This window comes from Desulfovibrio sp. 3_1_syn3 (assembly GCF_000145315.2).
Classification (GTDB): Bacteria; Desulfobacterota; Desulfovibrionia; order Desulfovibrionales; family Desulfovibrionaceae; genus Desulfovibrio; species Desulfovibrio fairfieldensis.
Genome location: NZ_ADDR02000001.1, coordinates 2,082,594 through 2,107,909 on the forward strand (window position 1 = coordinate 2,082,594; position 25,316 = coordinate 2,107,909).

Annotated in this window: 21 protein-coding genes and 2 tRNA genes; 12 read left to right on the top strand and 11 right to left on the bottom strand. The window is 63.0% G+C overall.

Going from position 1 to position 25,316, the window contains the following annotated elements; genetic code table 11:
• Nucleotides 1-377 precede the first annotated feature (377 nt).
• The 8 genes from HMPREF0326_RS08720 (at nt 378) to tnpA (ending at nt 7,627) form a co-directional block, all read left to right on the top strand.
• Nucleotides 378-1,316, top strand: coding sequence for a SurA N-terminal domain-containing protein (locus HMPREF0326_RS08720; protein ID WP_008684510.1), 939 nt, complete (start codon nt 378-380; stop codon nt 1,314-1,316).
• A 39-nt stretch (nt 1,317-1,355) separates the two neighbouring features.
• Nucleotides 1,356-2,378, top strand: a complete 1,023-nt coding sequence (locus HMPREF0326_RS08725; protein WP_020990452.1) for a RodZ domain-containing protein — start codon at nt 1,356-1,358, stop codon at nt 2,376-2,378.
• Nucleotides 2,375-3,133: a DNA repair protein RecO gene (recO, locus tag HMPREF0326_RS08730; protein WP_020990453.1), complete on the top strand. Its 759-nt coding sequence runs from the start codon at nt 2,375-2,377 to the stop codon at nt 3,131-3,133. Before HMPREF0326_RS08725 ends, recO begins: the two co-directional genes overlap by 4 nt.
• A gap of 185 nt (nt 3,134-3,318) precedes the next feature.
• Nucleotides 3,319-4,200: a glycine--tRNA ligase subunit alpha gene (glyQ, locus tag HMPREF0326_RS08735; protein WP_008684504.1), complete on the top strand. Its 882-nt coding sequence runs from the start codon at nt 3,319-3,321 to the stop codon at nt 4,198-4,200.
• Between the two features lie 3 nt (nt 4,201-4,203).
• Nucleotides 4,204-6,300: a glycine--tRNA ligase subunit beta gene (gene glyS, locus HMPREF0326_RS08740; protein WP_008684502.1), complete on the top strand. Its 2,097-nt coding sequence runs from the start codon at nt 4,204-4,206 to the stop codon at nt 6,298-6,300.
• Between the two features lie 153 nt (nt 6,301-6,453).
• Nucleotides 6,454-6,723, top strand: coding sequence for a 30S ribosomal protein S20 (rpsT, locus tag HMPREF0326_RS08745; protein WP_008684500.1), 270 nt, complete (start codon nt 6,454-6,456; stop codon nt 6,721-6,723).
• Nucleotides 6,724-6,898: 175 nt separating this feature from the next.
• Nucleotides 6,899-6,975, top strand: a tRNA-Arg gene (locus HMPREF0326_RS08750).
• Between the two features lie 196 nt (nt 6,976-7,171).
• A complete protein-coding gene (tnpA, locus tag HMPREF0326_RS08755; protein WP_008686514.1) occupies nt 7,172-7,627 on the top strand; it encodes an IS200/IS605 family transposase in 456 nt (151 codons plus the stop codon).
• A 282-nt stretch (nt 7,628-7,909) separates the two neighbouring features.
• Here the strand turns inward: tnpA and HMPREF0326_RS08760 are convergent, their stop codons facing one another.
• The 3 genes from HMPREF0326_RS08760 to glpA are packed head-to-tail and all read right to left on the bottom strand — an operon-like array spanning nt 7,910 to nt 12,070.
• On the bottom strand, nt 7,910-9,130 hold the full coding sequence (locus tag HMPREF0326_RS08760; protein WP_008684498.1) for an anaerobic glycerol-3-phosphate dehydrogenase subunit C: 1,221 nt from the start codon (nt 9,128-9,130) through the stop codon (nt 7,910-7,912).
• Nucleotides 9,127-10,434: an anaerobic glycerol-3-phosphate dehydrogenase subunit GlpB gene (glpB, locus tag HMPREF0326_RS08765; protein ID WP_008684496.1), complete on the bottom strand. Its 1,308-nt coding sequence runs from the start codon at nt 10,432-10,434 to the stop codon at nt 9,127-9,129. The genes HMPREF0326_RS08760 and glpB overlap by 4 nt, the downstream gene beginning before the upstream one ends.
• Complete coding sequence (gene glpA / locus HMPREF0326_RS08770; protein ID WP_020990454.1) at nt 10,418-12,070, bottom strand: anaerobic glycerol-3-phosphate dehydrogenase subunit GlpA; 1,653 nt, start codon at nt 12,068-12,070, stop codon at nt 10,418-10,420. The genes glpB and glpA overlap by 17 nt, the downstream gene beginning before the upstream one ends.
• Nucleotides 12,071-12,625: 555 nt before the next feature.
• Between glpA and HMPREF0326_RS08775 the strand changes: the two genes are divergently transcribed.
• The gene (locus HMPREF0326_RS08775) at nt 12,626-13,405 is read left to right on the top strand and encodes an HAD-IIA family hydrolase (protein ID WP_008684492.1); all 780 of its coding nucleotides are present in this window, start codon (nt 12,626-12,628) and stop codon (nt 13,403-13,405) included.
• 82 nt (nt 13,406-13,487) lie between these two features.
• Here HMPREF0326_RS08775 and HMPREF0326_RS08780 read toward each other — a convergent pair whose 3' ends face one another.
• From HMPREF0326_RS08780 to HMPREF0326_RS08815, 8 genes are all read right to left on the bottom strand, one after another.
• Nucleotides 13,488-14,777 carry a TRAP transporter large permease gene (locus tag HMPREF0326_RS08780; RefSeq protein ID WP_008684490.1) on the bottom strand — a complete coding sequence of 430 codons (1,290 nt, stop codon included), beginning with the start codon at nt 14,775-14,777 and terminating at the stop codon, nt 13,488-13,490.
• Between the two features lie 9 nt (nt 14,778-14,786).
• Entirely contained in the window at nt 14,787-15,356 is a 570-nt protein-coding gene (locus tag HMPREF0326_RS08785; RefSeq protein WP_008684489.1) for a TRAP transporter small permease, read from the bottom strand.
• A gap of 292 nt (nt 15,357-15,648) precedes the next feature.
• Complete coding sequence (locus tag HMPREF0326_RS08790) at nt 15,649-16,653, bottom strand: TRAP transporter substrate-binding protein (RefSeq protein WP_008684487.1); 1,005 nt, start codon at nt 16,651-16,653, stop codon at nt 15,649-15,651.
• Nucleotides 16,654-17,239: 586 nt separating this feature from the next.
• Nucleotides 17,240-17,326, bottom strand: a tRNA-Leu gene (locus HMPREF0326_RS08795).
• Nucleotides 17,327-17,426: 100 nt separating this feature from the next.
• A complete protein-coding gene (ade, locus tag HMPREF0326_RS08800; protein ID WP_020990455.1) occupies nt 17,427-19,202 on the bottom strand; it encodes an adenine deaminase in 1,776 nt (591 codons plus the stop codon).
• A gap of 10 nt (nt 19,203-19,212) precedes the next feature.
• Nucleotides 19,213-20,085, bottom strand: coding sequence for a DMT family transporter (locus tag HMPREF0326_RS08805; protein WP_020990456.1), 873 nt, complete (start codon nt 20,083-20,085; stop codon nt 19,213-19,215).
• 32 nt (nt 20,086-20,117) lie between these two features.
• Nucleotides 20,118-20,888, bottom strand: a complete 771-nt coding sequence (locus tag HMPREF0326_RS08810; RefSeq protein ID WP_020990457.1) for an alkaline phosphatase family protein — start codon at nt 20,886-20,888, stop codon at nt 20,118-20,120.
• Nucleotides 20,888-21,991 carry a hypothetical protein gene (locus HMPREF0326_RS08815; protein ID WP_020990458.1) on the bottom strand — a complete coding sequence of 368 codons (1,104 nt, stop codon included), beginning with the start codon at nt 21,989-21,991 and terminating at the stop codon, nt 20,888-20,890. Before HMPREF0326_RS08815 ends, HMPREF0326_RS08810 begins: the two co-directional genes overlap by 1 nt.
• A gap of 287 nt (nt 21,992-22,278) precedes the next feature.
• Between HMPREF0326_RS08815 and HMPREF0326_RS08820 the strand changes: the two genes are divergently transcribed.
• From HMPREF0326_RS08820 to HMPREF0326_RS08830, 3 genes are read left to right on the top strand one after another with little or no spacing between them, the layout of a single operon-like run.
• Complete coding sequence (locus HMPREF0326_RS08820) at nt 22,279-23,406, top strand: glycosyltransferase (protein WP_008684474.1); 1,128 nt, start codon at nt 22,279-22,281, stop codon at nt 23,404-23,406.
• Between the two features lie 7 nt (nt 23,407-23,413).
• Complete coding sequence (locus HMPREF0326_RS08825; RefSeq protein WP_008684471.1) at nt 23,414-23,938, top strand: hypothetical protein; 525 nt, start codon at nt 23,414-23,416, stop codon at nt 23,936-23,938.
• A gap of 20 nt (nt 23,939-23,958) precedes the next feature.
• Nucleotides 23,959-25,134: a glycosyltransferase family 2 protein gene (locus tag HMPREF0326_RS08830; protein WP_020990459.1), complete on the top strand. Its 1,176-nt coding sequence runs from the start codon at nt 23,959-23,961 to the stop codon at nt 25,132-25,134.
• The last annotated feature ends 182 nt before the right edge of the window (nt 25,135-25,316 follow it).

The following is a 25,316-nucleotide window of genomic DNA, read 5'->3' on the forward strand; positions in this document are numbered from 1 at the left end:
GTGCCGCCTGTGATCGGCGGCGTGGGAGAGAGCGCCCGCCTGTGTTTTTAGAGCATCCGCAATTGAGAGGAGTGAATTGCTCTGGTGGCCGCGTGAGCGGACCCCGCGCCAACTGCAAGGAAGCGACCGGAGGCGGCGCGGTTGTGCCCGTTATAGCCCAAAAGCTTACGGGCATCGACAGCACGCTGAACCGCGTTTTAGCATAGCTGTCGGTATCCGTATGGCTCGAAGACTCGCCAACGGCTACCGCTTCCGCAGCACGCGGGCGGCGTAGAGTTTGAAATGTGTAATATTTCAGACTCAAAATGCTGTAGAGGCGGATGTTGTGCCGTCGGCGCTGATTTCGGTAATTTCCTTGCTTCAAAGGGAGACTCGCAGTGAAGAAAACGTTTATTCTGCTGCTGGCAATCTGGTTTTGCGGCGTCTGCGGCGTGCAGGCCGCGCAGCTCAATAAGGTGGCGGCGGTGGTCAACGGCCAGGTCATCACCATGTTCGATCTGCAGAAAACGGCCCTGCCGGAGTTGGGGCGCGCCAGGCTCAATCCCAATAATCCCGCGCAGGCCAAGGAAGTGGAAAAGGTCTTCCGCAAAGTGCTGGACATGATGATCATGGACATTCTGCTGGGGCAGGAAGCCAAGCGTCTCAAGATCAGTGTTTCCCCCTCCGAAGTGGACAACGAGCTCGTCAAGATGATGAAAGCCCGCAATCTGACCAAGCAGCAGTTCGAAGCCCAGCTCGCCCAGCAGAAGATTTCCATTGATGAAATCCGCCAGAACTTCGAAAAATCTTTGTTGCGCCAGAAAATCATGGGCATGGAAGTGGGCCGCAAAGTGGTGGTGACTCCCGCTGAAATCAAGGCATATTACGAAGCCCATAAAGACAATCTCTATGACCGTAGCGGTCTGCATATGGGCGTGCTGGTCTATGCGCCCAACGTCAACGCCAAGTCCATCGCCGCCCAGATCAAATCCGGCAAACTGAGTTTTGAGGAGGCGGCGGCCAAGTATTCCATCGCCCCCAACAAAGACAAGGGCGGCGACATGGGGCCGGTGGAATGGGACCGTCTGAATCCGGAATGGGAAGGGCGGCTCATCAAAATGAAACCCGGCGATGTGACCGACATATTCGACCTGCAGGGCCGCAAGGCTCAGGTCCATTTGTTCCGGCCCGGCGGCGACAACGCGGAAAAGCAGCTTACCTTGGAACAGGCCACTCCGCAGATCGACGCCATCCTGCGTCAGCCCAAGGCCATGGAGCGCTTTGAGGACTACACCAGCCAGCTGCGGAACAAAGCCGTTATCGACATCCGGCTGTAAGCCGCCGCGCCCGCGCGGCGGACCATGCACGAGGCTTACATGACTTTAGAGGAACTGGGCGCGGCGTTGCGCGCCGAGCGCGAAAAGCGCGGCCTGAGCATCGAAGATGTGGCCAATCATCTGAAAATAGGGGCCCGTCTTCTGCGCGCTCTGGAGGAAGGCGACGCCTCGTCTTTGCCCCACCAGGCATATGCCAAGGGCTTCATCCGTTCATATTCATCCTATCTCGGCATGGCCGCCGAGGAAGTGAATGAAGCAGTTCGCGCCCTGGGCGGCTCGAGCCCGGCCGCACCCCAGCCCGTATACGCGCCCGAGGAATCCCTGGCCCCCGGCCGAAGCCTGAAATGGCTGGGCGTACTTATTATGCTGGCCCTGGTGGCCGGAGGCGCGTATGTGGCTTGGCAACAGGGCGCTCTGGAGATTCTGAGCCGTCAGACACGGCGTCTGGCCCAGCCCTCGCCGCCGTTGCAAACGCCGGATTCCGCCGAAAGCGTGCCGGGCGGGGACGCTTCCGCTCCGGCTGTGGATTCGGCTCAAACCCCGACTGCCAAGCCCGAGGCTTTTGCCCCGGCGGCTTCTCCGTCTCCTGGGGCGGCGCCTGCGGCGGCTCAGGCGTCTACCGCGTCCGCCGGCGGGGTAAATACGTCCTCAACCGTTCCGGCCGCGTCCTTCGGCGGTGCGGACGGCAGCGCGCAGAATGCGGCCCCGGCCTCTGCCTGGGGGTTGAGTTCCACAACGTCCGCTCCGGCGCTGCCCGCGATCGGGCAGAACGCGACCCAGCCCGCCCAGCCGGCGGACGGCGCGTTGCCCCCCGGACAGCACAAGGTCATCATCACCGCCACGGAAGAATGCTGGATACACTCCAACGCCGACAATACCGATACCCGGCAATTCTCCCTGCGCAAGGGCGACACCTTTGCCCTGACCTTCACCAAAAGTCTGGAACTGAAGCTGGGCAATGCCGGCGGCGTGCGCATCCGCTATAATGGGCAGGACATGCCCGCGCCCGGCCAGTCCGGCCAGGTGCGGACCCTGACCTTTCCGCCCGCGGCCCGGCAATGATGGAGTGGGCCGATCAGGCCGTGGTGCTGCGCATCGGGCATTTCCGCGAGTCTGATCTCTGGTTGAAGCTGCTCTGCCGCGGGCGCGGTCTGCTGACACTGTTCGCTTTCGGCGGCAGCCGCAGCCGTCGGCGTTTCTGCGGCTGTCTGGACGTGCTGAACACTCTGCAATGCCGGGTCAAAACCTCGGGCAGGGAAAATTTTCTTAATCTGGAAGAGGCCGTGCTGCTGTCCGGGCCGCAGTGCCTGCGCGGCAACTGGCAGCGCATGGGGCTGGCCGCCAACTGCCTGCGCTTTGTGGAGGCTCTGGGCGTCAATGAGGAAGGCGCGGACGAAACCTTCGCCCTGGTGGAGGATCTGCGTCGCGTTCTGGAGGAAGAACCCCGCCTGCCGTCTTTGCTGCCGCTGTTTTTCCGTCTGCGTCTGGCCGGTGCCTTGGGTTTTGCGCCCAATCTGGGCCAGTGCGGCGCGTGCGGCGCGCCCCTGGCCGACAGGGCGCTGTTTGTGGTGGACGAGGGGCAGATGCGTTGTGCCGCCTGCCGGGCGCGGGAACCCGCCCTGGCCGCGCGCTACGGCGTGGAGCTTTCCATGGCGGGGCTTGACCTTTTACGCCGCGTGCAGCAAGAATTTCCCTCTGCCTGGCCGGTGGAGGATCTGCCGTCCATGGACCGCCGGGCCTGTGCCAGGGCTATTGACGGATTTGTGCAGTATCATCTGGGGTTGGCCTGGGAAGGCGGCTACTTCCGCCGCGTGTGAGGCAGCCCTGAAAAGCGTCTTTTGTCCCCTGGGCCGCGTCAGAAGCCGTTCGCTGTCCAGGTCTGTACCGGAAGAGTACTATCCCTGGTCAGCGAACGGCTTCTTCCTTGCCAGGGAACAAAATCCATCTTTTCAGGGCTGCCTCAGCTTTTTGTTTTTTGTGGCGGCACAACAAAGGACAGCGCATGTACTTTCAGGATGTCATTCTTACCCTGCAAAACTACTGGGCAAGCCGGGGATGCGTCATTGAGCAGCCTTCGGGCGTGGAGTGCGGGGCCGGTACCTTCAATCCGAGCACGTTTTTGCGGGTTCTCGGTCCCGAACCCTGGAAGGTGGCCTATGTGGAGCCTTCGCGTCGCCCCACGGACGGCCGCTACGGCGAAAATCCCAACCGCCTGCAGCGCTATTTCCAGTTTCAGGTGGTGCTCAAGCCCTCGCCGGACAATGTGCAGGATCTCTATCTGCAAAGCCTGGAAGCGCTTGGCCTGAATCCGGGCCGCCACGACATCCGTTTTGTGGAGGACGACTGGGAGTCGCCCACCCTTGGCGCTTGGGGCCTGGGCTGGGAGGTCTGGCTCAACGGCATGGAAGTGAGTCAGTTCACATACTTCCAGCAGGTGGGCGGCATTGACCTTTCGCCGATCAGCGTGGAGCTGACCTACGGCCTGGAACGCCTGACCATGTATCTGCAGGGCGTGGAATCGGTCTATGACCTGCGCTGGAACAAGGATGTGACCTACGGCCATATCTATCATCAGAACGAAGTGGAGCAGTCCAGGCACAACTTCGAAGCCAGCAACGCGGAAATGCTGTTGCGCCAGTTCAGCGACTTCGAGCGGGAATGCAAGGCCATGCTGGAACTGGGGCTGCCCTGGCCCGCCTATGATTATTGCCTGAAATGCTCGCATACGTTCAATCTTCTGGACGCGCGCGGGGCTATTTCCATTACGGAGCGCACCGGCTACATCGGCCGGGTGCGGGCTCTGGCCGCGGGCGTGGCCCGTCTGTACGCGGCGCAGCGCGAGGAACTGGGCTATCCCATGCTCGACAACAAGGATGCGAGGTAAGGCATGGCGACCTTTGTGCTTGAAATCGGCAGCGAGGAACTGCCTTCCCGTTTTCTGGCCCCGGAAGAGGCGGAACTCCGGGCCCGCTTCAGCACCGCCCTGGACGAGGCCGGTCTGGAATACGGCGCGGTGCGCGTCATGAGCACGCCGCGTCGGGCAGTGGTGCTGGTGGAGGATCTCAATCCCGTGCAGCGGGAAAAGGAAGAAGTGATTCCCGGACCTCCGGCGCGCGTGGCCTACGGGCCTGACGGCGCGCCCACCAAGGCCCTGGAGGGTTTCGCCCGCACCCACGGCCTAAGTGTGGCGGACGTCTTTCGCCTGGAAACGGAAAAAGGCGAATATGTGGCCGTGCGCAAGCGCACCGGCGGCGCGGCGGCCAAAGCTCTGCTGGCCGGGATCTGCCCTGCCGTGATCACGTCCCTGCCGTTCGCCAAGCGCATGCGCTGGGGCGCGTATGCCTTGGCCTATGCCCGGCCCATCCACTGGATTCTGGCTCTGCTGGATGAGGAAGTGGTCCCCTTCGACCTCGGGCCCGTGGCTTCGGGCCGCGAAACCCGCGGCCACCGCGTGCACGGTTCCGGTCCCTTCAGCGTGGCCCATGCCGACGCCTATCTGGAAGTTGCGGCTGATTCCTGTGCCGTGACCCTTGATCCGGCCAGGCGCCGTGCCGTCATCGTGGAAGGCGGCGACGCCCAGGCCGCGCGGGCCGGGGGCAGGGTCCTCTGGAACGACGGCCTGCTGGACGAGGTGCAGGGTCTGGCTGAGCATCCAGTGCCCCTGCTGGCGGATTTTGATCCCGCCTACCTGGAAGTGCCGCGTGAGGTGCTGCTGACCAGTATGGAAAGCCATCAGAAGAGCTTCGGCATTGAGGGGCCGGACGGCAAGCTCATGCCGCATTTTCTCACTGTGCTCAATCTGAGCCCCGAAGACATGGAAGTGGTCAAACACGGCTGGGAGCGCGTGCTGCGCGCCCGTCTGGACGATGCCCGCTTTTTCTGGCGCGCGGATCTGCGGGAGAACTTCGACCTCTGGCTGGAAAAGCTGGACCATGTCATCTTTATCGGCGCGTTGGGCAGCATGGGCGACAAAACCCGCCGCCTGGAGGCCCTCTGCCGTTGGCTGGCCGAACGCTGCGCCCCTCGGCTGGGCGCGGACCTGACGGCGGAAGCCGCGCGGGCCGGACGGCTGTCCAAGGCGGACCTGGTTACCGGTCTGGTTGGCGAATTCGATACGCTTCAGGGCATCATGGGCGGCATCTATGCCGTGCAGAAGGGCGAAGCCCAGGCTGTGGCCGACGCTCTGAAAGAGCAGTACCTGCCCGCCGGTCCGGATTCGCCGCTGCCGCAAAGCCCTGTGGGCGCGCTGCTCTCCATGGCGGACAAGGCCGATACCCTTGTGGGCTGCTTCGGCCTGAACATGATCCCCACCGGTGCGGCGGACCCCAATGGTCTGCGGCGTTGCGCGCTGGGCATCATCCGTATTCTGCTGGACTTCGGCCTTGACCTTGACGTGCGCGAGCTCTTCGCCAAGGCGCGGGAACTCTACGGCACACGGCAGTGGAAGTTGCCGCCGGACGAGGCTTTGGACAAACTCATGGAATTCTTCGCGGCCAGGCTGCGCAATTATTTCCTGAGCCGGGGCCAGGATACCCTGCTGGTGGACGCGGCGTTGAACGCTGGCGCGGCCCAGGTGCCCGACAGCGGCGCGCGCCTGGCGGCGCTGGCGGCCTTCAGCCGTGAACCGGGCTATGCCGAGGCCGTGCAGACCTTTAAGCGGGTGGCCAATATCGTGCGTAAGCAGGCCGCCGCAGAAACTCTGCCCGAGTATTGGGATGCGGCCCTGTTGCGCGAAGCGCCGGAAAAGGATCTGGCCGAGACCCTGGAAACCTTGCTGCCCCGTCTGGACGCATTCCGGGCTTCCGGCGATCACGACGCGGCTCTGGCGACCCTCAGAGAGGTGCGCCCGGCTGTGGACGCCTTTTTTGACGGCGTGATGGTCATGTGCGAAGACGCGGCCTTGCGCCGCAACCGCCTGGCCATGCTCCAGGCCTTGGGATCGCGCTTCGCCCGGCTGGCCGATTTCGCGGCCTTGCAGTTGTAAATGGCGTCGGCGACGGCAAAATTGCTTGACAGGCAGCGAGGCTTGCGCTAATAACGCTGATTCACAACATCTCTGTTGCTGTCATCCGGCGGCAGTGCCGCTGATCCGGGATCATGGCTTGCGCGGGCAAGCCCAACATAGTGGAGGAATACCGTGGCCAACCATAAGTCAGCCATCAAACGTCACAAGCAGAGCCTCAACAGGGCCGCCCGCAACCGTGCCGCCCGTACCCGCGTGAAAAGCGCCATCAAGGACGTGCGCGCCGCCATCCAGGGCAAGGACAAGAGCCTGGCCGACAACGCCCTGACTCTCGCCACTTCCGTGTTGGCCAAGGCCGCCGGAAAGGGTGCTCTGCATTGGAAAAAGGCCGCGCGTAAGATCTCGCGTCTGGCCCGCGCCGTTAACGGCATTGAAGCTGAATAAAACGGTGTGATGTCTTTTGTCTTTTGCCGTTTGTCTTTGGACTTTTGGCAGGGCATGGTTTATGTGGATGCCGCCAAGGCGGTAGTAGATTTGAAAATTTATCCGGCATGCAAGCAAAAATAGTTACAAAAAATTCTTGACGAAGCATGCCGCTTAGTATAGTTTCCTTTGTTACGCGCTCGTAGCTCAGCTGGATAGAGCAACAGGCTACGAACCTGTAGGTCAGGAGTTCGAATCTCTTCGGGCGCACCACAAAATGTTCGAGAGTCCGGATATTATATCCGGACTCTTTTCATAAGGGGCTTTAGCCAGTTGAGCGAGCGTTTGCGAGCGAAACAGAAATCCACCCGCTATGCGGGTGGAAATAATTTGTTATACAAAAAACACCTTTCCCATACGATAGAGTTGTTCAAGCCCATCGTAATTTTTAAGGGAAAGGTGTTTTTATATGGGAACTCGAGTTCAAAGTTTAGCCCACACAAAATGGTTGTGCAAGTATCACATTGTCTTTTCTCCAAAATACAGGCGGAAAATAATATTTGCCAACATTCGAGAAAGTATCGGAGAAATTCTTAAGGACTTATGCAAATATAAAGGTGTTGAAATTATCGAGGGCCATCTCATGCCGGATCATGTGCACATGCTGGTGAGTATTCCTCCAAAAATCAGTGTATCAAGTTTCATGGGGTACCTGAAAGGAAAAAGCTCATTGATGATTTTCGATAAGCATGCAAACCTGAAGTACAAATTTGGCAATAGGAAATTCTGGGCGGAAGGATATTTCGTCAGTACGGTAGGACTCAATGAGGTAACGGTCAAAAAATACATTCAGCAGCAAGAGAAGCATGATATTCTGCAAGATCGAGTAAGTACCCGAGAATACCAAAACCCCTTCCAGGGGTAAGCCAAAGCGGCAAGGGCACTGGGCTTGAACAAAGTGAAAGCCAGCGCCTTTAGACGCTGGCCGGTAACAAGCCCTTATAGGGCTGGAGCAAACCACCCGCTATGCGGGTGGTTTTGATTTTTGTCTGCGGTTCCGGCAAGATCGGCGACCATATATGCAGCCGCCGTAAGGGCTGTGGTTTTTCGGAAAGTTCTGCTCCGAAAGGCAGAGATGGCCCGCACCCTCCAAGATTGAGGGGACGGGCCGTCTTTTGATCCGGTTAACATTGCTGCTTGCAGCGTGTTACGCGGGGCGCAGGGCCTCCAGGCGCTGACGGACGATGCTCACGGGGTGCAGGCAGGGCAGGCCGCTGCCGTGCAGAATCTGCACGCGGCAGGTGCCGCATTCGGAAGCGGCGATATGGGCCCCGCTTTCGCGTATGGTTTTGAACAGAGCCGCGCCGATTTCCTGGCCGATGTCGTATTTTTCTTTTTTGAAACCATAACTGCCGGAGATACCGCAGCATCCGGCATCGGCATTCCGGACCATGACGCCCGGCAGGCGGCGCAGCAGCTCCAGACCCGGCAGGCCGTTGCCTTGGGCGCGCAAATGGCAGGGCGCGTGGTAGATGGCGCGCAATTCGGGCAGGCAGGCGCTGCTCGTTCCGGCGTCCAGTTGCAATTCGCCGCGTTCCGCGCAGTCCAGCAGAAATTCCTGGGCGTCCTCCAGCGGGGTAGCGCCGTGCTTTTCAGCCAGATCCGGAAAAAATTCCGGCAGGTCGGTCCGGAACATCAGGGCGCAGCTGGGGCAGCCCGTGATGACCGGAATGCCTTGTTCACGCCAGCGGGCCAGTGCGGCAAGGTTGCGGTCCGCATTGGCGCGGGCGTCCTGCCAGAAGCCGTTGGCGATCATGGGCAGACCGCAGCAGACGAAATCGTCCGGCACAATGACCTCATACCCGGCCCTGTTCAGTGCCCAGACCATATCCAGGCCGGTACGGGGATCGTACACGTCCACGTAGCAGCCCGGAAAAAAGACCGCTTTGCGCGTTTGGGCGGGCTGGCGGACATTGCGCATCTGCTGCCGGAAAGTTTGAGCGGCAAAGCGGGGCAGGGGAGCGCGCTTGTCGATGCCCAAGGCATCCAGTAATGCGCGGGTTACGGGGTTGAGCATGCCGAAGTTTTTGAGCCCGGCCGGGATCAGCCGCAGCCAGTGCGCCTGAAGTTCGCCGTGGGCCAGCACCCAGTCGCGCAGGCCGGGGCTCTGATGTTTGCACTGCTCGGCGCGGGCCAGCATGTTGATGCTGGACACAGGTACGTCGTGCGGGCAGGAAATGTCGCAGTTCTTGCAGTTGGCGCAATAGTGCAGAGACGGATCTTCCGCCAGGCCCAGCAGGCGGAAACGTTCATAGGCCGGGCCGATCATGCGCGGGCCCAGGAACTTGGGCGTGGCCTCGGCCACCGGGCAGTGCACCACGCAGGTGGTGCAGGCGATGCATTTGTCGGGATTGATGCGTACGCTCATATGCGCTCTCCGGACGCCGGTCCGTCGGATTTTCCGGCAATGGCGGCAGCCATGCGGCCCGCCTGCCAGCCGGTGGTCAGGGCGACGCCGTGGCCGCTTTTTTCGGTTGCGAAATCATAACCGCCGAGGCTGCGCCCGGCAAAAAAGACATTCTCCCAGCGGGTCTGTCCGGCCTCGTCCAGGGGACGCATTTCGCCGTCCACCCGGACGCCCAGACGGGAAAAGACATGGCTGCCGAAAATTTCCGGTTCGGACCATTCTGTGACGTCCGGCGGCACGGGAATATCCAGTCCGAACACACTTTCACGGACCTTGCCCGGCGCGAGTTCCACGCCTCCGCCCAGGATGCCGCCCGTGGCCAGTACAAAGGCCCGGGCTCTGTGGCGGCGTTCCTGCCCGGCTGCCAGAGCCACCAGCGCCGTGCATTGCTTCCCGTTGGTTTCGGCGCGGATCAGCCGGGCGTTTTCCACCAGTTCAAAATCGTGGCGGCGTAGTTCGCGCAGCAACGCGTCCCGCAGACGCAGACCGCCCACGCCCGGCGGGATGGAAAGCATTTCCACCAGCGGGCAGCCCACGGCCTGGCTGAGTTCATGCCAGACCGAGGCATCGGCCCTGCTGCCGCAGATGGGCGGCAGCAACACGGCATCGCACTGTCCGGCGTGTTCCCGGAGGGCCCGGATCAACCAGTCCCGGCCCTGCGGCTTGTCCACCAGACGGGCCAGATCCAGAGCGCTCAGACTGCGATGGGTTTCGCCCAAGGGCGAGGGCAGCAATATCTGGATAAAGTTTTTGTCCACCCAGTCCCTATAACGGCCCAACTGGCTGACGATCAGCGCGGGACGGCAGTCGCGCAGGCCCCGCACGCCCGCCACCAGAATGCGCTTGGCCCTGGTCAGGGCCGTGGGGTTCAGGCCGGCGGGCAAAAGATAACTCGGCTTGAGCGTGCCCATGATGGTGGGCAGCAGCGCGTTGCAGGGAGCGCCCTGCGGCGACACGGCCGTGTGCAGGGGCCAGCCCTGTTCCGCCGCGCATTGGCGCAGCATGTCCAGGGCCGTCCGGATATTGCCCGCACCGAGCAGGCGGTAGGGATGCTCCGGCGGCAGAAGATCCATGCCGTTCCAAGGATCATCCAGCCGCCGTCCCCCGGCGTAGCCCAGCAGGTCCACGCAACCGCCGCTGATAGCCAGCGAGCCCATGCCGTCGGTCACCAGCCGCACGCTGCGCCCATCCTGAGCGGCGGTCAGCGCGGCCATAAGCCCGGCCAAGCCGGAACCGGCCACAAGTACGTCAATTGTCCTGCTCATCCGCGGCTCCGTCGAGGTTGAGGGTTCCGGCGTACACGGCCCGCCCCAGTTCCATTTCGCGCGCCTGCGTGCCCCAGAGGGCCGGACGCAGGCCCCGCCAGCGCTCCTGTAGAAAACGCCGCACATTGTCCGTGGGCGAAAGCTCCAGAGGCACACCGTGCTCCACCAATGCGCCGATGGTCCGCAGGGAGCAGAAAGTGCCCTGGCAGGTGCCCATGCCCAGGCGCGTGCGCAGCCGGATGTCGGACAGGGAGTGGGTGGAGGGATCGCGCGCCACGCATTCGATTTCAGCCAGGCTGACCATTTCGCACTCGCAGAGCAGGGGGTTGCCGTCACCCCCACCGGCATGTTCCTGTTCGGCCTGCTTTTCCGCCAGTCCGGCCAGTTCAGCCTGTTGCAGCACGGCGGGCAGATCGTCGCCGAGCCGGTCCGCCATGATGGTGAGCCCCCGCATGGGGAAATAGCGGGCCGCGCGGCGCAGCACGGCTTTATCGGGATCGGACACCAGCGCTTCATCCGCCGTGCGACAGGGCGCATGTACGCCGATTCTGGCGCAGACGTTGTCGCTGACGCGTTCGGCCATGAGCCGGTAGGTGGTCAGCTTGCCGCCGAAGATGGACACCATGCCCTCCAGGCCCTGCTCCGCGTGGTCCACCACATGGAAATTGCGGCTGGCCTTGCGCCCCGCCGCATTTCCCGGCGTGTACAGAGGCCGCGTGCCCGCGAAGGCCCGCAGGATGCGGTATTGGCGTACCGCCGGGAAAAGCGGTTCGCCCAGATCCAGCAGGCGCAGCACTTCTCCATAGGTGGGCGTGGTGTCGTCGGGCCGGTCTGTGGGCGTGGATGTGGTGCCGAGAATGGTGATGGAGCCGTGGGGCACGAAAATATCGCCGTCCGCGCCGGGATGCAGGCGGTTGACTACGCGCGAGGTAAAGCGGTGATTGAAGACAATGAGCGTGCCCCGGTCCGGAGAAACGGCCACATCCAGGCCGGCCAGCCCGGCAATGCGGCCCGACCAGGAACCGGCGGCGTTGACCACGCTCTGACAGGAAATTTCCACCATTTCGCCGCTGATGCGGTCAAGAGCCGTTACGCCGCAGACTGTTCCGTTGTTCTGGTGGATGGCCGTGACCTCGTGATAGGTCAGCACCCGGCCGCCGTAACGCTTGGCGGACATGGCGTTGTGCAGTACCAGGCGAAAGCCGTCCACACAGGAATCAGGCACACGGAAGACGCGCCGGATGTCGGGCGCGAGATTGGGCTCCAGACGCAGGGCTTCGGCCACGTCCAGCTCCTGCGCGTCGATGCCCGCCTTGTGGCAGGCCTCGGCCCAGGGAGCCACGTAGGCCGGATCGTCACCGGGCGTCAGTGCGAAAAAGCCTTCGGTTTCCTCCACACACTGTCTGCCGATACGCCGCACAATCATGTTTTCTTCAATGCACTCGCGCGCGGATTCGTTGTCATTGACAGCGTAGCGACCCCCGCTGTGGAGCAGGCCGTGAAAACGGGAGCTGGTGCCGTGGGCAAGGCCGCCCTGTTCCAGCAGAATGGCGGGCACGCCGCGCATGCACAGATCGCGCAGCGTGCCCATGCCGGTAGCGCCGCCGCCGATGACGACAACCGTGGTTTCCAGCATGGGGCCTCCTGATATTTCCATTTCGCCGTGGCCGCGTCCGTAACGGGCGTTGTCTTCCCGGCAATGGCTTCAGTATAACATAAACAAATCCAAATAAAAATTTTCATTCTTTTGCCGCTGTTCGTCAAGGGTCGGGCACAGGGCAGACGCATCTAAAAAGTCTTTATTCCCCGATAGATTGGGAAACGAACAAGAAGAGGCGAAGCCACCTTTGTTCCGCCGGAGCGAAGCGCAGGCGGATGGCTGGTGCCGGGAGAATCCTAAAAAATAAGATTTTTGCGTGCCGGCAAGGAAAATGGCACTTTTTGCGCGGAGTGTACTCAAGTACATGAGCAGCAAAAAGCGCCAGATGACGCAGCCAGCACACAAAAGGCTGGTTTTGACGGATCATCACGGCAGATAAGGGACCTGCAAAACCTGAAATTAGATGCGTCTGCCCTGGGGTCGGGCATTGCCCCAATGGACAGTCAGCGGAGGAAACGTCCGCCGAAGGGAACCCCTCTATTCTTGCCAAGACGGCCGAACGCGGCTATTTCCTTGGAAAAAAGGAAGCATATGGACTGGTCGCGGAAACGCTGTGTCGTCCTGGACATGGACGGCACGGTTTATCTTGGGCATATCCCCATCAAGGGTGCTGTCGGTTTTATTCAAAATCACTGGCGAGATCTGGATTTTTTCTTTCTCAGCAACAATACCTCCAAATCGCCGCAGACCTATGTGGACAAGCTCAACGGCATGGGCATTCCGGCGCGCGGGGAATTGTTGCTCTCACCGGTGACGCCCCTGGTGGATTTTTTACGGGCGCGCGGCATCAGCCGGGCCTATCCTGTGGGCAACACTGATTTTCAACAGGATCTGCGTCAACGCATGCCCGAACTTCAACAGGTGGAAGAGGACGCGCAGGCCGTGATTCTGGCCTATGACACGGAGCTGACCTACCACAAGCTGGCCCGTTCAGCCTTGTTGTTGCAAAAACCTGAAACCCTGTTTCTGGCTACCCATCCGGACTTGGTCTGTCCCTCTCCGGAGGGGCCGTTGCCTGATGTGGGCAGCATGATTGAACTCTACGCCACGGCCACGGGCCGCCGCCCGCAGCATATTTTCGGCAAACCCGACCCGACCGTGCTGGCCCCTCTGCTGCGGCGCTACGCCAAAGAGGAAATGGTTATGGTGGGCGACCGCCTGAGCACGGACAAGAAACTGGCTGAAAACGCGGGCATTGATTTCATTCTGGTGCTCAGCGGCGAGGCCACGCGCGAAGACCTGGCAAAGGAGGAGCGTCAGCCCACTCTGGTGCTGGAGGATCTCGGGCAGGCCGAGAGGGATTGGCGCTGAATGCCCACCGTTCGGAAGCCGTTTGGAAAATCGAAAGCCGCCCCTGTGCAGGGGCGGCTTTTCTGTGCGAGCTCGCGGCGGCTTATTTCCCGCCCATGAGCCAGTCGAGCGGAATGAGCGAGAGTTTGGGGAAGAAGAGCAGCAGGAAGAGCATGACCACTTCCACCAGAATGAAGGGGACCAGGTTACGGATCAGCTGGGTGATCTTGATGTTGCCGATGCCGCACACCACATAAAGCACTGTGCCCACGGGCGGCGTGATCACGCCGATGCCCAGGTTCAGGATGAAAAGCAGACCGAAATAGTAGGGGTCGATACCGGCCTGGGTGATGAGCGGATAGAACACCGGCGCGAAGATCAGGATGTTGGGCGTAAGGTCCATGACCATGCCGATGAGGAAAAGAAAGACGTTGATGCACAACAGCAGCAGAACGGGGCTGTCGATGAGCGGCGAAAAGAGCGCCGTCATCTGATTGGGAATCTGGGCGATGGTGATGAACCAACCCACGGCCGTGGCCGTGGCCACGATGAGCATGACCACCGAAGTGGTTGTGGCCGCCCGCGCGCTGACGCGCAGCAGCTCGCGGAAGGAAAGCTCGCGGTAGTAAAGCACGCAGACCACAATGGCGTAAATGGCCGCGAAGGCGCCGCCTTCGGTGGGCGTGAAAACGCCGAAGCGGATGCCGCCCAGCAGGAGCACGGGCATGAGGAAGGCGGGCGTGGAGTCGATCAGGATCTTCCACTTTTCCTCACGGGTGAAGGTGATGGTTTCGTTGTAGCCGTCCTTGCGCACCACAAAGAACCAGACCACCATCAGCGCGAGACCGATTAAAATGCCCGGGACTAGGCCGATCATGAACAGTTTGGTGATGGAAAGGCCGCTGATGGTGGCGCCGAGCAGGATGAAGTTGGTGCTGGGGGGAATAATGGGGCCCAGAATGGCACCGGAGGCGATAACGGCCCCGGCGCGTCCCGGCTTGTAGCCCACTTCCTTCATCATGGGCAGCAAAAGACCGCCCAGAGCGGCGGCCTCGCCCACGGAGCTGCCCATGAGACCCGCGAAAATGATGCTGGCCACCACAGCCGCATAGCCCAGGCCGCCGCGCACCCGGCCGATCATCAGCTGGGCCAGTTGCACCACGCGTTTGGAAAGTCCGCCCGCGGCCATGATTTCACCGGCAAAGACAAAGAAGGGGATGGCCATCAGCGGGTAGTTGTTGGCCCCGTCCAGCATGCTGCCGGGAATGATCATGGCGTCCCACATGCCGGAGTGCCACATGAGCACCATGGCGCAGAGCACCAGCACCAGGCAGATGGGAATGCCGAAGGCCAGGAAGAAGAATAGGGTGCCGAGAAAGATGAAAAGTTCCACGTTCTCCCCCTATGCCTTGGTGAAAGAGGATGCCGGACGACGGATGAGAGCCACGAGGTCGCGCACCTGCATGATCAGGGCCGCGAAGGCCATGATGGGCAATGTGCCGTTGATCAGGGCCATGTTCACATTGGTGGCCACGGAATAGGTGTCCACGGTCTGGAGCACGTTGATCACGCCGCCGTAGAGCAGGAGGCCCATGGCGACCATGCCCAGGAGCGTGGCGGCGATGTCCACGTATTTGCGGGGTGCGCCGTGCAGCAGGTCCACGAACATGTCCACGGCAATGTGCTTTTTGTGGTAAAAAGCCTCAATGGCCCCGAAGAACGTGATGTAGATGAAGAGAAAGCGCGCCCATTCCTCGCTGGGGGGATAGCTGGAGGAAAAGACGTAGCGCAGAAAAGCGTTGTAAAAGACCAGACCGATCATGCCGAGGAAGATGACGGCGCAAAAAATCTCAAAAAGCAGCCGGCCGAGGGGTTCGGACTGCGCTTTGCCGTGATCCGCATGCGGATCACACGGCTTGTCGGCGTCCGGGACAGACGCCGATGGAAGGTTTTGCTGTGTCTCGTCGTGCATACTGACCTCTGCGGGAACAATGCCCTGACGGAATATGGACTTGTGCGGAAAATTTTAGAGGCTGTCGTCACGAGCGTCTTTTCGGTTATCTCCGCGTTGAAATTCGCCTTTTATTCCGGTCGAGTACCAGCAGAGTACACTCCCTTCATAAAAGGCTCTTTCTCCCTGATATAACACGAAAATCCATCTCATGACGACACCCTCTAGTGCTGCGGGGCCTTCCCGCCGAGCGCGTTGCGCGACGGGCCGGAAGCCTTACGCCCCCGGCCCGCGTTACATCGTGCTGATCTTGTTACTTGGCCTGGCGATAGCTGGCGGCGCTGTCCAGGATTTCCTGGGCATTGGGCACCGTGTCGTAAAAGAGCTTCCAGCTGCGCTTGCCGGCTTCCGCCATGTAGTCGTGGAATTCCTTGCTGGGCGTGGTGATGTGGCCATTGGCGGCGATGATGGTCTGCTTGGCTTTTTCGTCGCCCGCAGCCACCATCTTCCAGATGTCGTCGGCGGAGCGCTTGGCGGCTTCGTCAACCCACTTGCGGTCCTGTTCGGGCAGGGACTTGTAGAATTTCTCGTTGATGTACAAGGAATGGATCACCAGGATATGGCCGGTGAGGGTGATTTCAGGGGTAATCTCATACATCTTCAGGCTCACGATGTCGGCCAGCGGGCTGTCGCCGCCGTCGATGACGCCCTGGTCAAGCGCGCCGGGCACTTCGGCAAAGGGCATGGGCTGGCCGCTGATGCCGCATTCCTTGGCGAAATTGGTGTACAGGGGGATGTTGGGCACGCGCATGCGCAGGCCCTTGAGGTCGGCGATGGTTTTCACCGGCTTTTTGGTGTAAAAATGGCGGAAACCAAGGGGAAAGGCGTTGAGGGTGCGCAGGCCCGATTTTTCGGTGAAGCCCTGGTTGATCAGCTCAAAGGTCTTGCCTTCCATGGCACGGCGGGCATGGTCCAGATCGTCGTAGAGCATGGGCGTTTCCAGCATGGCCATGGCCGGATGCAGTGCCGAGGTCTGCGTGCCGGTGGCGCACATCTGAATAATGCCCTTACGGGTGGCGGCGATGTAGGCGTCTTCCTTGCCGAGCTGGCTGTTGGGGAAGACCTGCACTTCATATTTGCCGTTGGAAAGTTCCGCCAGATATTTGCCGAACTGATGCATGCCGATGGTTTCCGGCTCGCCTTCCGGCTTCATGCCCGCGATTTTGATCACGGTTTTGGCATCGGCCGACGGCGCCATGCCCAGCGCCATGCCGCAGATGAGGCCGAATGCCACAAAGAGCGCAATAATGCGTTTCATCAGAGATCCTCCTGTTGGTTTGGAATCCTTATCTGTTCTCGTACATATCCCGCGCTGGCCGTCAGCGGCGCTTTACGTCGCCCGGCGGGCGTGCGTCATGACACAACCGTGCCGCTACAGCCGCCAAATCGGCGGCGTCCGGCACCTTCCGTCCGGGCACGGCGATGGGCATGCCCCCATGCCGTCCTCGATGCACCCGTTATCCGGCGTTATCCGCTTGGGTAAAACTTACTTGACGTGGCCGATAAAATTCAATGTTTTTTTTCACAAAATTTTGCTTGGGCCGGAAATGCGCGTCCCGCGCGGTTCGGAGCTGATCGCGGGACGGCTTGGTTCAGGCGGATTTTCCTGCCATGCCGCGCGGCAAGACGACGGACGGCAGAAACGCAGCGTCCCTGCCCATGAGAGGCAAGACCTTGGGGGCATACTTATTTTTCGGAGGTGAGGATTTGCCGATACCGAGCGTGCCTTAACAATCCGTCCTTTCTGGACTTGGTTGCATTTGGCGACAGTGGTGCGGGTGATGCAGTGGTGGCACAAAAAAACAAAAAAGGCGGCTACCTTCCCGTAACCGCCTGAATTTGTTTGGTACCGGGAGCGAGACTTGAACTCGCAAGACCTTGCGGTCGGCGGATTTTGAGTCCGCTGCGTCTACCAATTCCACCATCCCGGCAGGAACACGCGTTTCCGGCGTGCCCTGAAAAGCGCGATGCCGTGACAACGTGAGCAAATCTTTTAGCCCAGACCGGCTGTTTCCGTCAAGAGGCCTGGCCCTACACTTTTTCGGCATCCACCGGCACAAAAGAAAAGCCTTGCACGTCGAACAGGCCGCGCGCGGTGAGCTTGAGTTCCGGAATGACCGGCAGGGCCATGAAGCTCAGGGCCATGACCGGGTCCAGGTCCGGGTTGAGCGCGAAGTGCCGTCGCGCGGTCGCCAGCAGCGCGGCCTTGCGCGCGGCCACTTCCCGGCCCGGCTCCGGGCTGATCAGTCCGGCCACGGGCAGGGGCAGGGCGGCCAAGGTTCGCCCGCGTTGCAGGCAGCAGATGCCGCCGCCCATGGCGCACAGGCTTTCCACGGCGGCCAGCATGTCCCGGTCATTGCCGCCCGCCACCACGACATTGTGGGAATCATGGGCAATGCTGGTGGCAATGGCCCCATTAAACACCGCGTCCGGCCGCAGATAGCCGTGCAGGATGCCCACGCCGACCTTGCCTGTGGCCTTGTGGCGCTCCACCACGGCGATTTTCGCCAGACCGGGGTTTTGTTGCGGATCAAAACAGCCCCTGTCCAGCGCCACGGGCAGGATCAGAGCGCGCGTGATCAGCGATTGCGGGGTCAGGCCCATGACCCGCGCCCGGCCCGAGGGCACGGGCAGGCGCAGGGCCTCCTGTGTCAGCGGCGCGATATGGATCGTGTCCAGCACGTCCGAAGGCGGCGGCGCGGCGGGAAGTTCCACGCAGAGATGTCCTTCCTGGGCCACTTGGCGTCCGGACCTGAACACTTCGCGGACCCGGAATCCACGCAGATCGTCCACCAGACAGAAGTCCGCCGCCCAGCCCGGCGCAATGCCGCCCCGGCCCCGCATGCCGTAAAACACACAGCCGTTCAGCGCGGCCATGCCCACGGCCAGCAGCGGGTCCAGGCCCTCGGCCACGGCCAGGCGCAGGATTTCGTCCATATGCCCGCGTTCCAGCAGGTCCGCCGGGCTGCTGTCGTCCGTGCAGAAGCAGCAGCGGTGGGCGTTGTTGACATGCACCGCGCGCAGCAGGGCGGGCAGATTGCGCGCCGCCGAGCCGTGCCGCACAAAAACGTACATGCCGCGCACCAGGCGCTGGACGACCTCCTCCGGGCTTTCGCATTCGTGGTCGCTGGCCACGCCCGTGCCGCAGTAGGCGTCCAGCCGCGCCTGGAGCAGGCCGGGGGCATGGCCGTCCAGGCGCTTGCCCGAGGCGCGGGCCAGGACGATTTTGTCCAGCACGGCGGGATCTCCGGCCAGCAGGCCGGGATAGTTCATCATTTCCCCCAGGGCGCAGACCCGTTCGTGCCCCATGAGCGGAGCCAGATCCGAGGCGGCCAGGACCGCGCCGGAATCCTCAAAGGGCGTGCAGGGCACGCAGGAGGGCAGCGCCAGACGCAAATCCAGGGGCAGGTCCCGCGAGCTTTCCAACAGATAACGCAGGCCGGCCAGACCCAGAACATTGGCGATTTCATGTGGATCGGCCACCACTGCGGCCGTGCCGTGCGGCACGACCAGACGGGCGAATTCCGCCGGGGTCAGCATGGTGGATTCCAGGTGCAGATGGGCGTCTATCAGGCCGGGCAGCATGAAACGCCCGCGCGCGTCCATGCGGCGGCGGGCCGGAAGCCCGCTTGGGCCGAAACCCAGAAAAACCCCGTCGCCCGCGGCTACGGAAATGTCGCGCAGCAGGGTGCGGCTGAACACATCCACCACATTCACGTGTTCCACGCAGAGATCGGCCGGTTCCAGGCCTCGGGCCATGCGGATGCGCCGGGCCAGGGATTCGCTTGTGCGGGGGGACGGAGACATGGGCGCTTCCTCAATCACGGCTTTTGTCCGTGGTCAGCAGCAGGACGGCGGCCAGCACCAGGCCGCTGCCGAGCCAGCCGCCGAGGCTGAAATTTTCCTGCCAGAACAGCCAGACCCAGAGGGTGCTCAGCACCGGCTCCAGATGGCAGGTGACCGCCGCGCGCACCAGGCTGATGCGTTTGAGGCCCTGGCCGTAGCAGGTATAGGCGAAAAAGGTGCTGGTCACGCCCAGCACGGCGAGCCAGAACCAGACGCGCGGCTCATGGTTGAGACTCACGGGCACGCAGAACCAGAGCGCGAGCACGCCCCCGGCAAGCATGAAGCCGTAAATGGTGGCCGTGGCGTAACGGTTCTGCCACCAGCGGTAAAAGGGATAGTGCGAGGCGTAACAGAGCCCGGTCAGCAGCCCGCAGCCGATGCCCAAAAGCGAGGTCCGCCCCGGCAGGCTGCCGCCGGAAAAGCAGACCAGGGTGGTGCCGGTCAGGGCCACGCCGATGGCCCCGATCTTGCGCGGCGAGATCCTTTCCCTGAAGAGCAGGCGGGAAAACACGGCCACCCAGACCGGCGCGGTATACAGCAGCACCACGGCCATGGCCGCGCCGCTGAGCTGGATGGCGTACTGGGTGGCCCCGAAAAAGACGCCCACGCCCCAGACCCCGAAAAGCAGAAAAATACCCGCGTCGCGGAGCCGGATGAACAGGCCCTTGTGCAGCGTGGCGTGGACCAGGAACAACGCGCCGCCAAAGGCCGCGCGCCAGAAGGCAGTTTCCAGCGGGCTGACCCCGGCGCTCATGCAGATTTTGGAAATCACCCCGATCAGCGACCAGAAAAAAGCCGCCAGCAGAATCCAGACATAGCCGCTCAGACGGACGTTGCGCTGCATGGGAAGACTCCGTGAGGCTTGGGGAGATTCGTTCATTCCGCTAGGCCCAGAACCGCCAGCATCAGATCCGCCACCTGGGTCTGGCGCGCGGGCAGGGGCAGACCATTCCAGGCCCGCCCTGCCAGCCAGAGCGGCACCCGACGGACCGGCTCCGTATTGTCGTAATGGCCGCAATCCTCATCCATGCCGTGGTCGCTGGTGATCAGCACGGCATAGCCCGCGTCCAGCCAGCGCGGCAGATAACGGGCCAGCAGGCCGTCGGCCGCGCGCGCGGCTTCGCGGTAGGCGGGCGCGTCCGCTCCGGCCGCGTGCCCGGCGAAATCAATGCCCATGGAATGCGCCAGCAGCAGATCGGGCCCGTAGCGCAGCCGCAGGGCCTCGGCGTCGCGGAACAGTTCGTCGTCGGGATAGGCGTCCTGGCTGTAAAACAGGCCGTGTCCGATGGGCAGGGCGGGGTCGTCGGTCAGGCGGTCCCGTTCCGGTTCAAAGGGCGCGCGGTTGCAGAGTTCGCTTATCCAGGAATAGGCGGCCGCCGCCGTGCTCAGGCCCGCGTCCCGCGCGCGCTGAAAAATGGTCGGCGCCGGGCAGAGGCGGGCGTCGTCGTTGCGCAGGATGCCGCTCCGCGCCGGGCTCAGGCCGCTGAGCAGGGTGGCGTAGAGCGGGCGGGACAGCGGGGGCAGCTCGGCTTCAAGCTCGGTAAAGCGGGCCTGCCCCGCTTCGGTGAGGGCGCGCAGGCAGCTCATGCAGCGCCGGGCCGTGGCCGTGCCCAGGCCGTCCAGCAGCACAAAGACCAGACGGGACATTACCAGTCCCCCCGGCCCGCCGGGCGTTGGGGAAAATCCAGGGTCCCGGCTTCCGCATGGAGTTGGGCGGCGGTGACGCCCCGGACCTTGAAGTTTTCCTTCAGCCAGCGCAGATAGCCGTAAATTTTTTGCAGCAGCGCGTCGGCCGCGGCCTGATCCGGCACGTTGGGCGACGCGCCGGGCAGCATTTCCGAGGAATGCCAGAACAGACTGAGCACCTTGCCGCCGCGTCGCGCGTGCAGGCGGCTGGCCAGACGCATGACGCGCGGACTGTGCCAGACCGGATTGGGGCTCAGCGCGCCCCAGAAATGAAAGGAATCCAGCAGACCGGCCTTGCGGCGGGCCAGGCCGTACCAGAGCCGTGCCAGGGCGGGCGAGAGCGGGATCTGGGTGATGGGCGCTTCCAGCAGACGGCGGCCCGACAGATCCTCGGCCCAGTAGGGATCGGCCGGGGCCAGAAAATGGTCCGGCCCGTCCCTGAAAGCGCGCAGCGGGCAGACGGAGCTGTCCACGCTGATGCCCGCCTCGGCCAGCAGCGGCCGCACTACGTCTTTCAGATCCCAGCGGCCCATGCGGAAACTGGTCAGGGGCGCGGACTGGAAGTCCCGCCCGGCGTCCAGCAGGGTGCGCAGCCGCCGGCGCAGCAGGTCGCGCGGCAGACGGTCGGTGCGCGTGGGCGGACCGTCGGCCTTATGGGCGGCAGTCCCGGTTCCGGCCCGGTTTTCAACCAGGGGCGGGGTGCTCCAGTGGTGCAGATGCGCGCCGATTTCCGCGCCGCAGTGGTCGCGCATCCAGGCCAGCACGGGCCGGGCTTCGGCGCTGGCAAAGACCGTGTGGGCGCAGAACAGGGTCAGCGGAAAGCCCAGCTCCCGGCTCAGCGGGGCCAGGCGGGGCAGCAGGGCCACATTGCGCACGCCGCAATCCGAGGCGGCGTAGCGGCCGGAGAACAGCCCTTCCTCTTCCACATCCAGACTGACGACGACGCGCAGGGCGGGCGCGTCCGCGCGCGCTTCGGAGGCGATAGTGCTCATCGGCGCATAATAAGCCGGGATGCCCGGCAAGGCAATGCCGGGCGGGACTTGTAACAGGGCAATCGACTGCATGCCTCAATCTCCGGATATTCATCTGTTTCCATAAGTGTGTCTTTCTTCCTTACACCCGTGAACGCAGCCGACACGGGCGGCAAGTGAGCGGGGGGCGGATTTTGCAAAATAACCGCAAAGGTACAGGAAGCCTGACTCAAGAGCATGTTTCTTTTTCGTCCTGGACACAAAAAATGCCATCCTGTTCATGCGCTTGCTCCGGGACTTGCAAAAGCGCGCGGAATGCATAGTATGCTGGCAACCGCAAGCCGTAACCTGTTACGGCGCGCGTTTTCCACAGGAGCCCTATGACGCGACCGTTGAACGTGCTTTTTCTCATGGAAGATCTCTGTTTCGGCGGTACCCAGCGCCAGACTCTGGAGCTGGCCCGCCGCCTGGACCGGAAGCGTTTTTCCCCGGCCATGCTCACCCTCACCGGCGCGACGGATCTGGACAGCGCGGCCCGTGACGCGGGCATCGGCCTGACGCATCTGGGCGCGTCCCGCAGCGCGGCCCCCTTCTTTTTTCTGCGCCTGGCCCCGGCCCTGCGGCGGGCCGCCCCGGACATTCTGGTGCCCTGCACGGCCCTGCCCAACATCTGGGGCCGGATCTGGGGGCGGGCGCTGGACGTGCCCGTGGTCGTGGGCACCTGCCGGGGCGGCGGCGGCCCCAAACGCCAGCACGAGCGCTGGCTCTGGCGTCTGACCCGGCATATGGTCTGCAATTCCGAAGCCCTGTTCCAGACGCTCCAGGGCCTGGGCGTGCCCGCCGGACATCTGAGCTACATTCCCAACGGGGTGGACGTGGACTTTTTCCGGCCCGGCGAAAATCCCCCTTCGGCGCGGGAGCCGGTGGTCTTGTGCGTGGCGCGCCTGGCGCGCGACAAGGATCATTTGGCCCTGCTGCGGGCCTTTGAACTGATTCTGCAAAGCCGTCCGGAGGCCCGCCTGCGCATTGTGGGAGACGGCCCGGAAGAGGGGGCCCTGAAGCAATGGGCGCGTGAGCACCCGGCGGGCGCGCGGGTGGACTTTTTCCCCGGCGGCATGGACATGCGCGAACACTACGCGGCGGCCCGGCTGTTTGTCCTGGCCTCCGTGCGCGAGGGCCAGCCCAATGTCATTCTGGAGGCTATGAGCTGCGGCCTGCCGGTCTGCGCCACGGCGGTGGGCGGCATTCCCCGTCTGGTGGAGGAAAACGGCAACGGCTTCTTGTCCTCGGCGGGCGATGACCGGGCCCTGGCCCGCAACTGCCTGCGCCTGCTGGACGATCCGCAGTCCGGCGACGCTCTGGGCCGGGCCGGACGCCTGCGCGTGGAGCGCGATTTCTCCTTTACGGCCATGGTGGACGCGCATCAGGAGCTTTTCGAGCGCCTCTGGCGGGAGCACAGCCGGAAAACGCCGTCAGCCGGCCAGCGAGAAGCCCAAGCTGGAACATAGACACGCCATGAACAACTTTTTTTCTTTTTCCAGGTCATGGGCAACAGGCGTTCTGATCGTGCTGCTGGCCATGTCCCCGACAGGGGCCGCCCCGGCCCTAGCCGACGAATCCCCGTCCGGCGCCGCGGCTCCGGCCGCCGGGGAAAAGGCCGTCCCCGCGTCGTCGTCCCCGTCGCTTCCGGCGGCATCGGCGGACGCGCCCGCGGAAGTGACGGAACTCTGGACCGGTTCGCTGTATACCTCCACCTTCCGGGTGGGCCTGTGTTTTTCGGCCCAGGGCAAGGTGAGGGGCGTGCTGCATCTGCGTCTTGCCAACGGCCAGGTGGATGTCTACCACTTTGAGGGCAGCGTGAAAGACAACGCCATTGAAGCCTCCCATTCCTCGGGCCACAGGTTCAAGGGCCGTCTGAGCGCGCCGGACAAGGTGGAAGGCACAATCAGCCTTAAAAACGGCATGAAGATCAAGCTCGAAGGCAAGCGCGTCCAGGACGTGCCGCTGGCGTCCGGGGACTGCGCGCCTCTGCCGGACTAGGTTATTTCAGGAGTAATTCCATGCTGATGTTCTGGTTCTGCGTGGCCTTGGTTCAGTGCGGCCTGCTCTTTCTTCTGGCCCGTTGCGGGCGTTCCCTGGTCCGGAAGGCCGGAGAGGAGCGCGAGGCGAACCGTTTCACGCCTCCGGGCGGCTGGCCCAAGGCGGCGATGATCATTCCGGTGGCGGGCGCGCATCCGCGCATGACCGAGGCCCTGAGCAGCCTGCTGCGTCAGGATTATCCGGATCTGCTGCCGGTGCTGGTGACGGCCACGGCCGAGGAACCGGCGGCCGGGCTGATCCGCACGCTGCGGGAGGATTTCCCGGCCCTGCGGCATGTTGTGGCCGGTCCGGCCGCCGGTTGCGGCCAGAAAAACCACAACAGTTTGCAGGGCGTGGCCGCCGTGGGCGACGCGGCGGACGTCTATGTGTTCTGCGACAGCACCCATCTGGCCGCAGAGGATTTCGTGCGCTGCCTTGTGGGACCCGTGGCCAGGGGAGAGGCGGCGTTCAGCACCGGCTACCATACGGTGGAGCCGCGCGACCAGCGCCCGGTGACCCTGGCCTATGCGCTCAGCGTGCTGCTGATGCGCTTTTTGCAGGCCCTCTCGGCCTTCACCCAGCCCTGGGGCGGGGCCATGGCCATGAGCCGGGCCGCTTTTGAACGCTACGGCGTGGCCGAACTCTGGGCCCATAATGTGGTGGACGATTGTTCCCTGGGCGCGCTGCTGCAGGGCCGGGGCGTGCATGTGCGTCTGTGCGCCGGGGCCTTGCTGCGCACCGAGGCCGCGGACCACGCCCTGCCGGTCTGGCGGGCCTGGATGGAACGCCAGGTGCTGTTTCTCAAGTTCTGCATACCCGGCCAATGGCTGCTGCTCGGGGTGCTGGCCGTCCTGATGGCCGTGCCGCCGCTGGGCGCGGCTCTGGCCCTGCTCGGCGGCCTGCTGGGCCTGGGCAACGGGGCGGCCGTGCTGCTGGCCCTGCTCTGGCTGGCCGCGCTGGCGGCTGCGCTGGGGCCCTGGCGGGCCTTTTTGCCCCGGTCCGTGCCCCTGGGGCGCTGGCTCTGGGCTTTTGTCTGCGCGGTGGGCATGTTTGTTCTGGTCTATCTGCGCACCATTCCCGCCAGGGAGATTGTCTGGCGGGATACGGCCTATACTGTGGGGCAGGGCGGCACGGTGCTCGGCGTGCGGCGGCGTTGACCGCGAGGTAGAGGCGAAGCAGCGTTCCTGCTTCAGGCTTTGTGTACTTTTGCGGTTACTTTGTAAAATCCGCCTGTTCCGCGCGGGCGGCGTTATCAGCGCGTTTTTGATGCTCACATATCTGAGTATGCTCCGCTCAAAAACGTGCCGCTGCCTTGCCCGCACGAAAAAATCGCCAATTT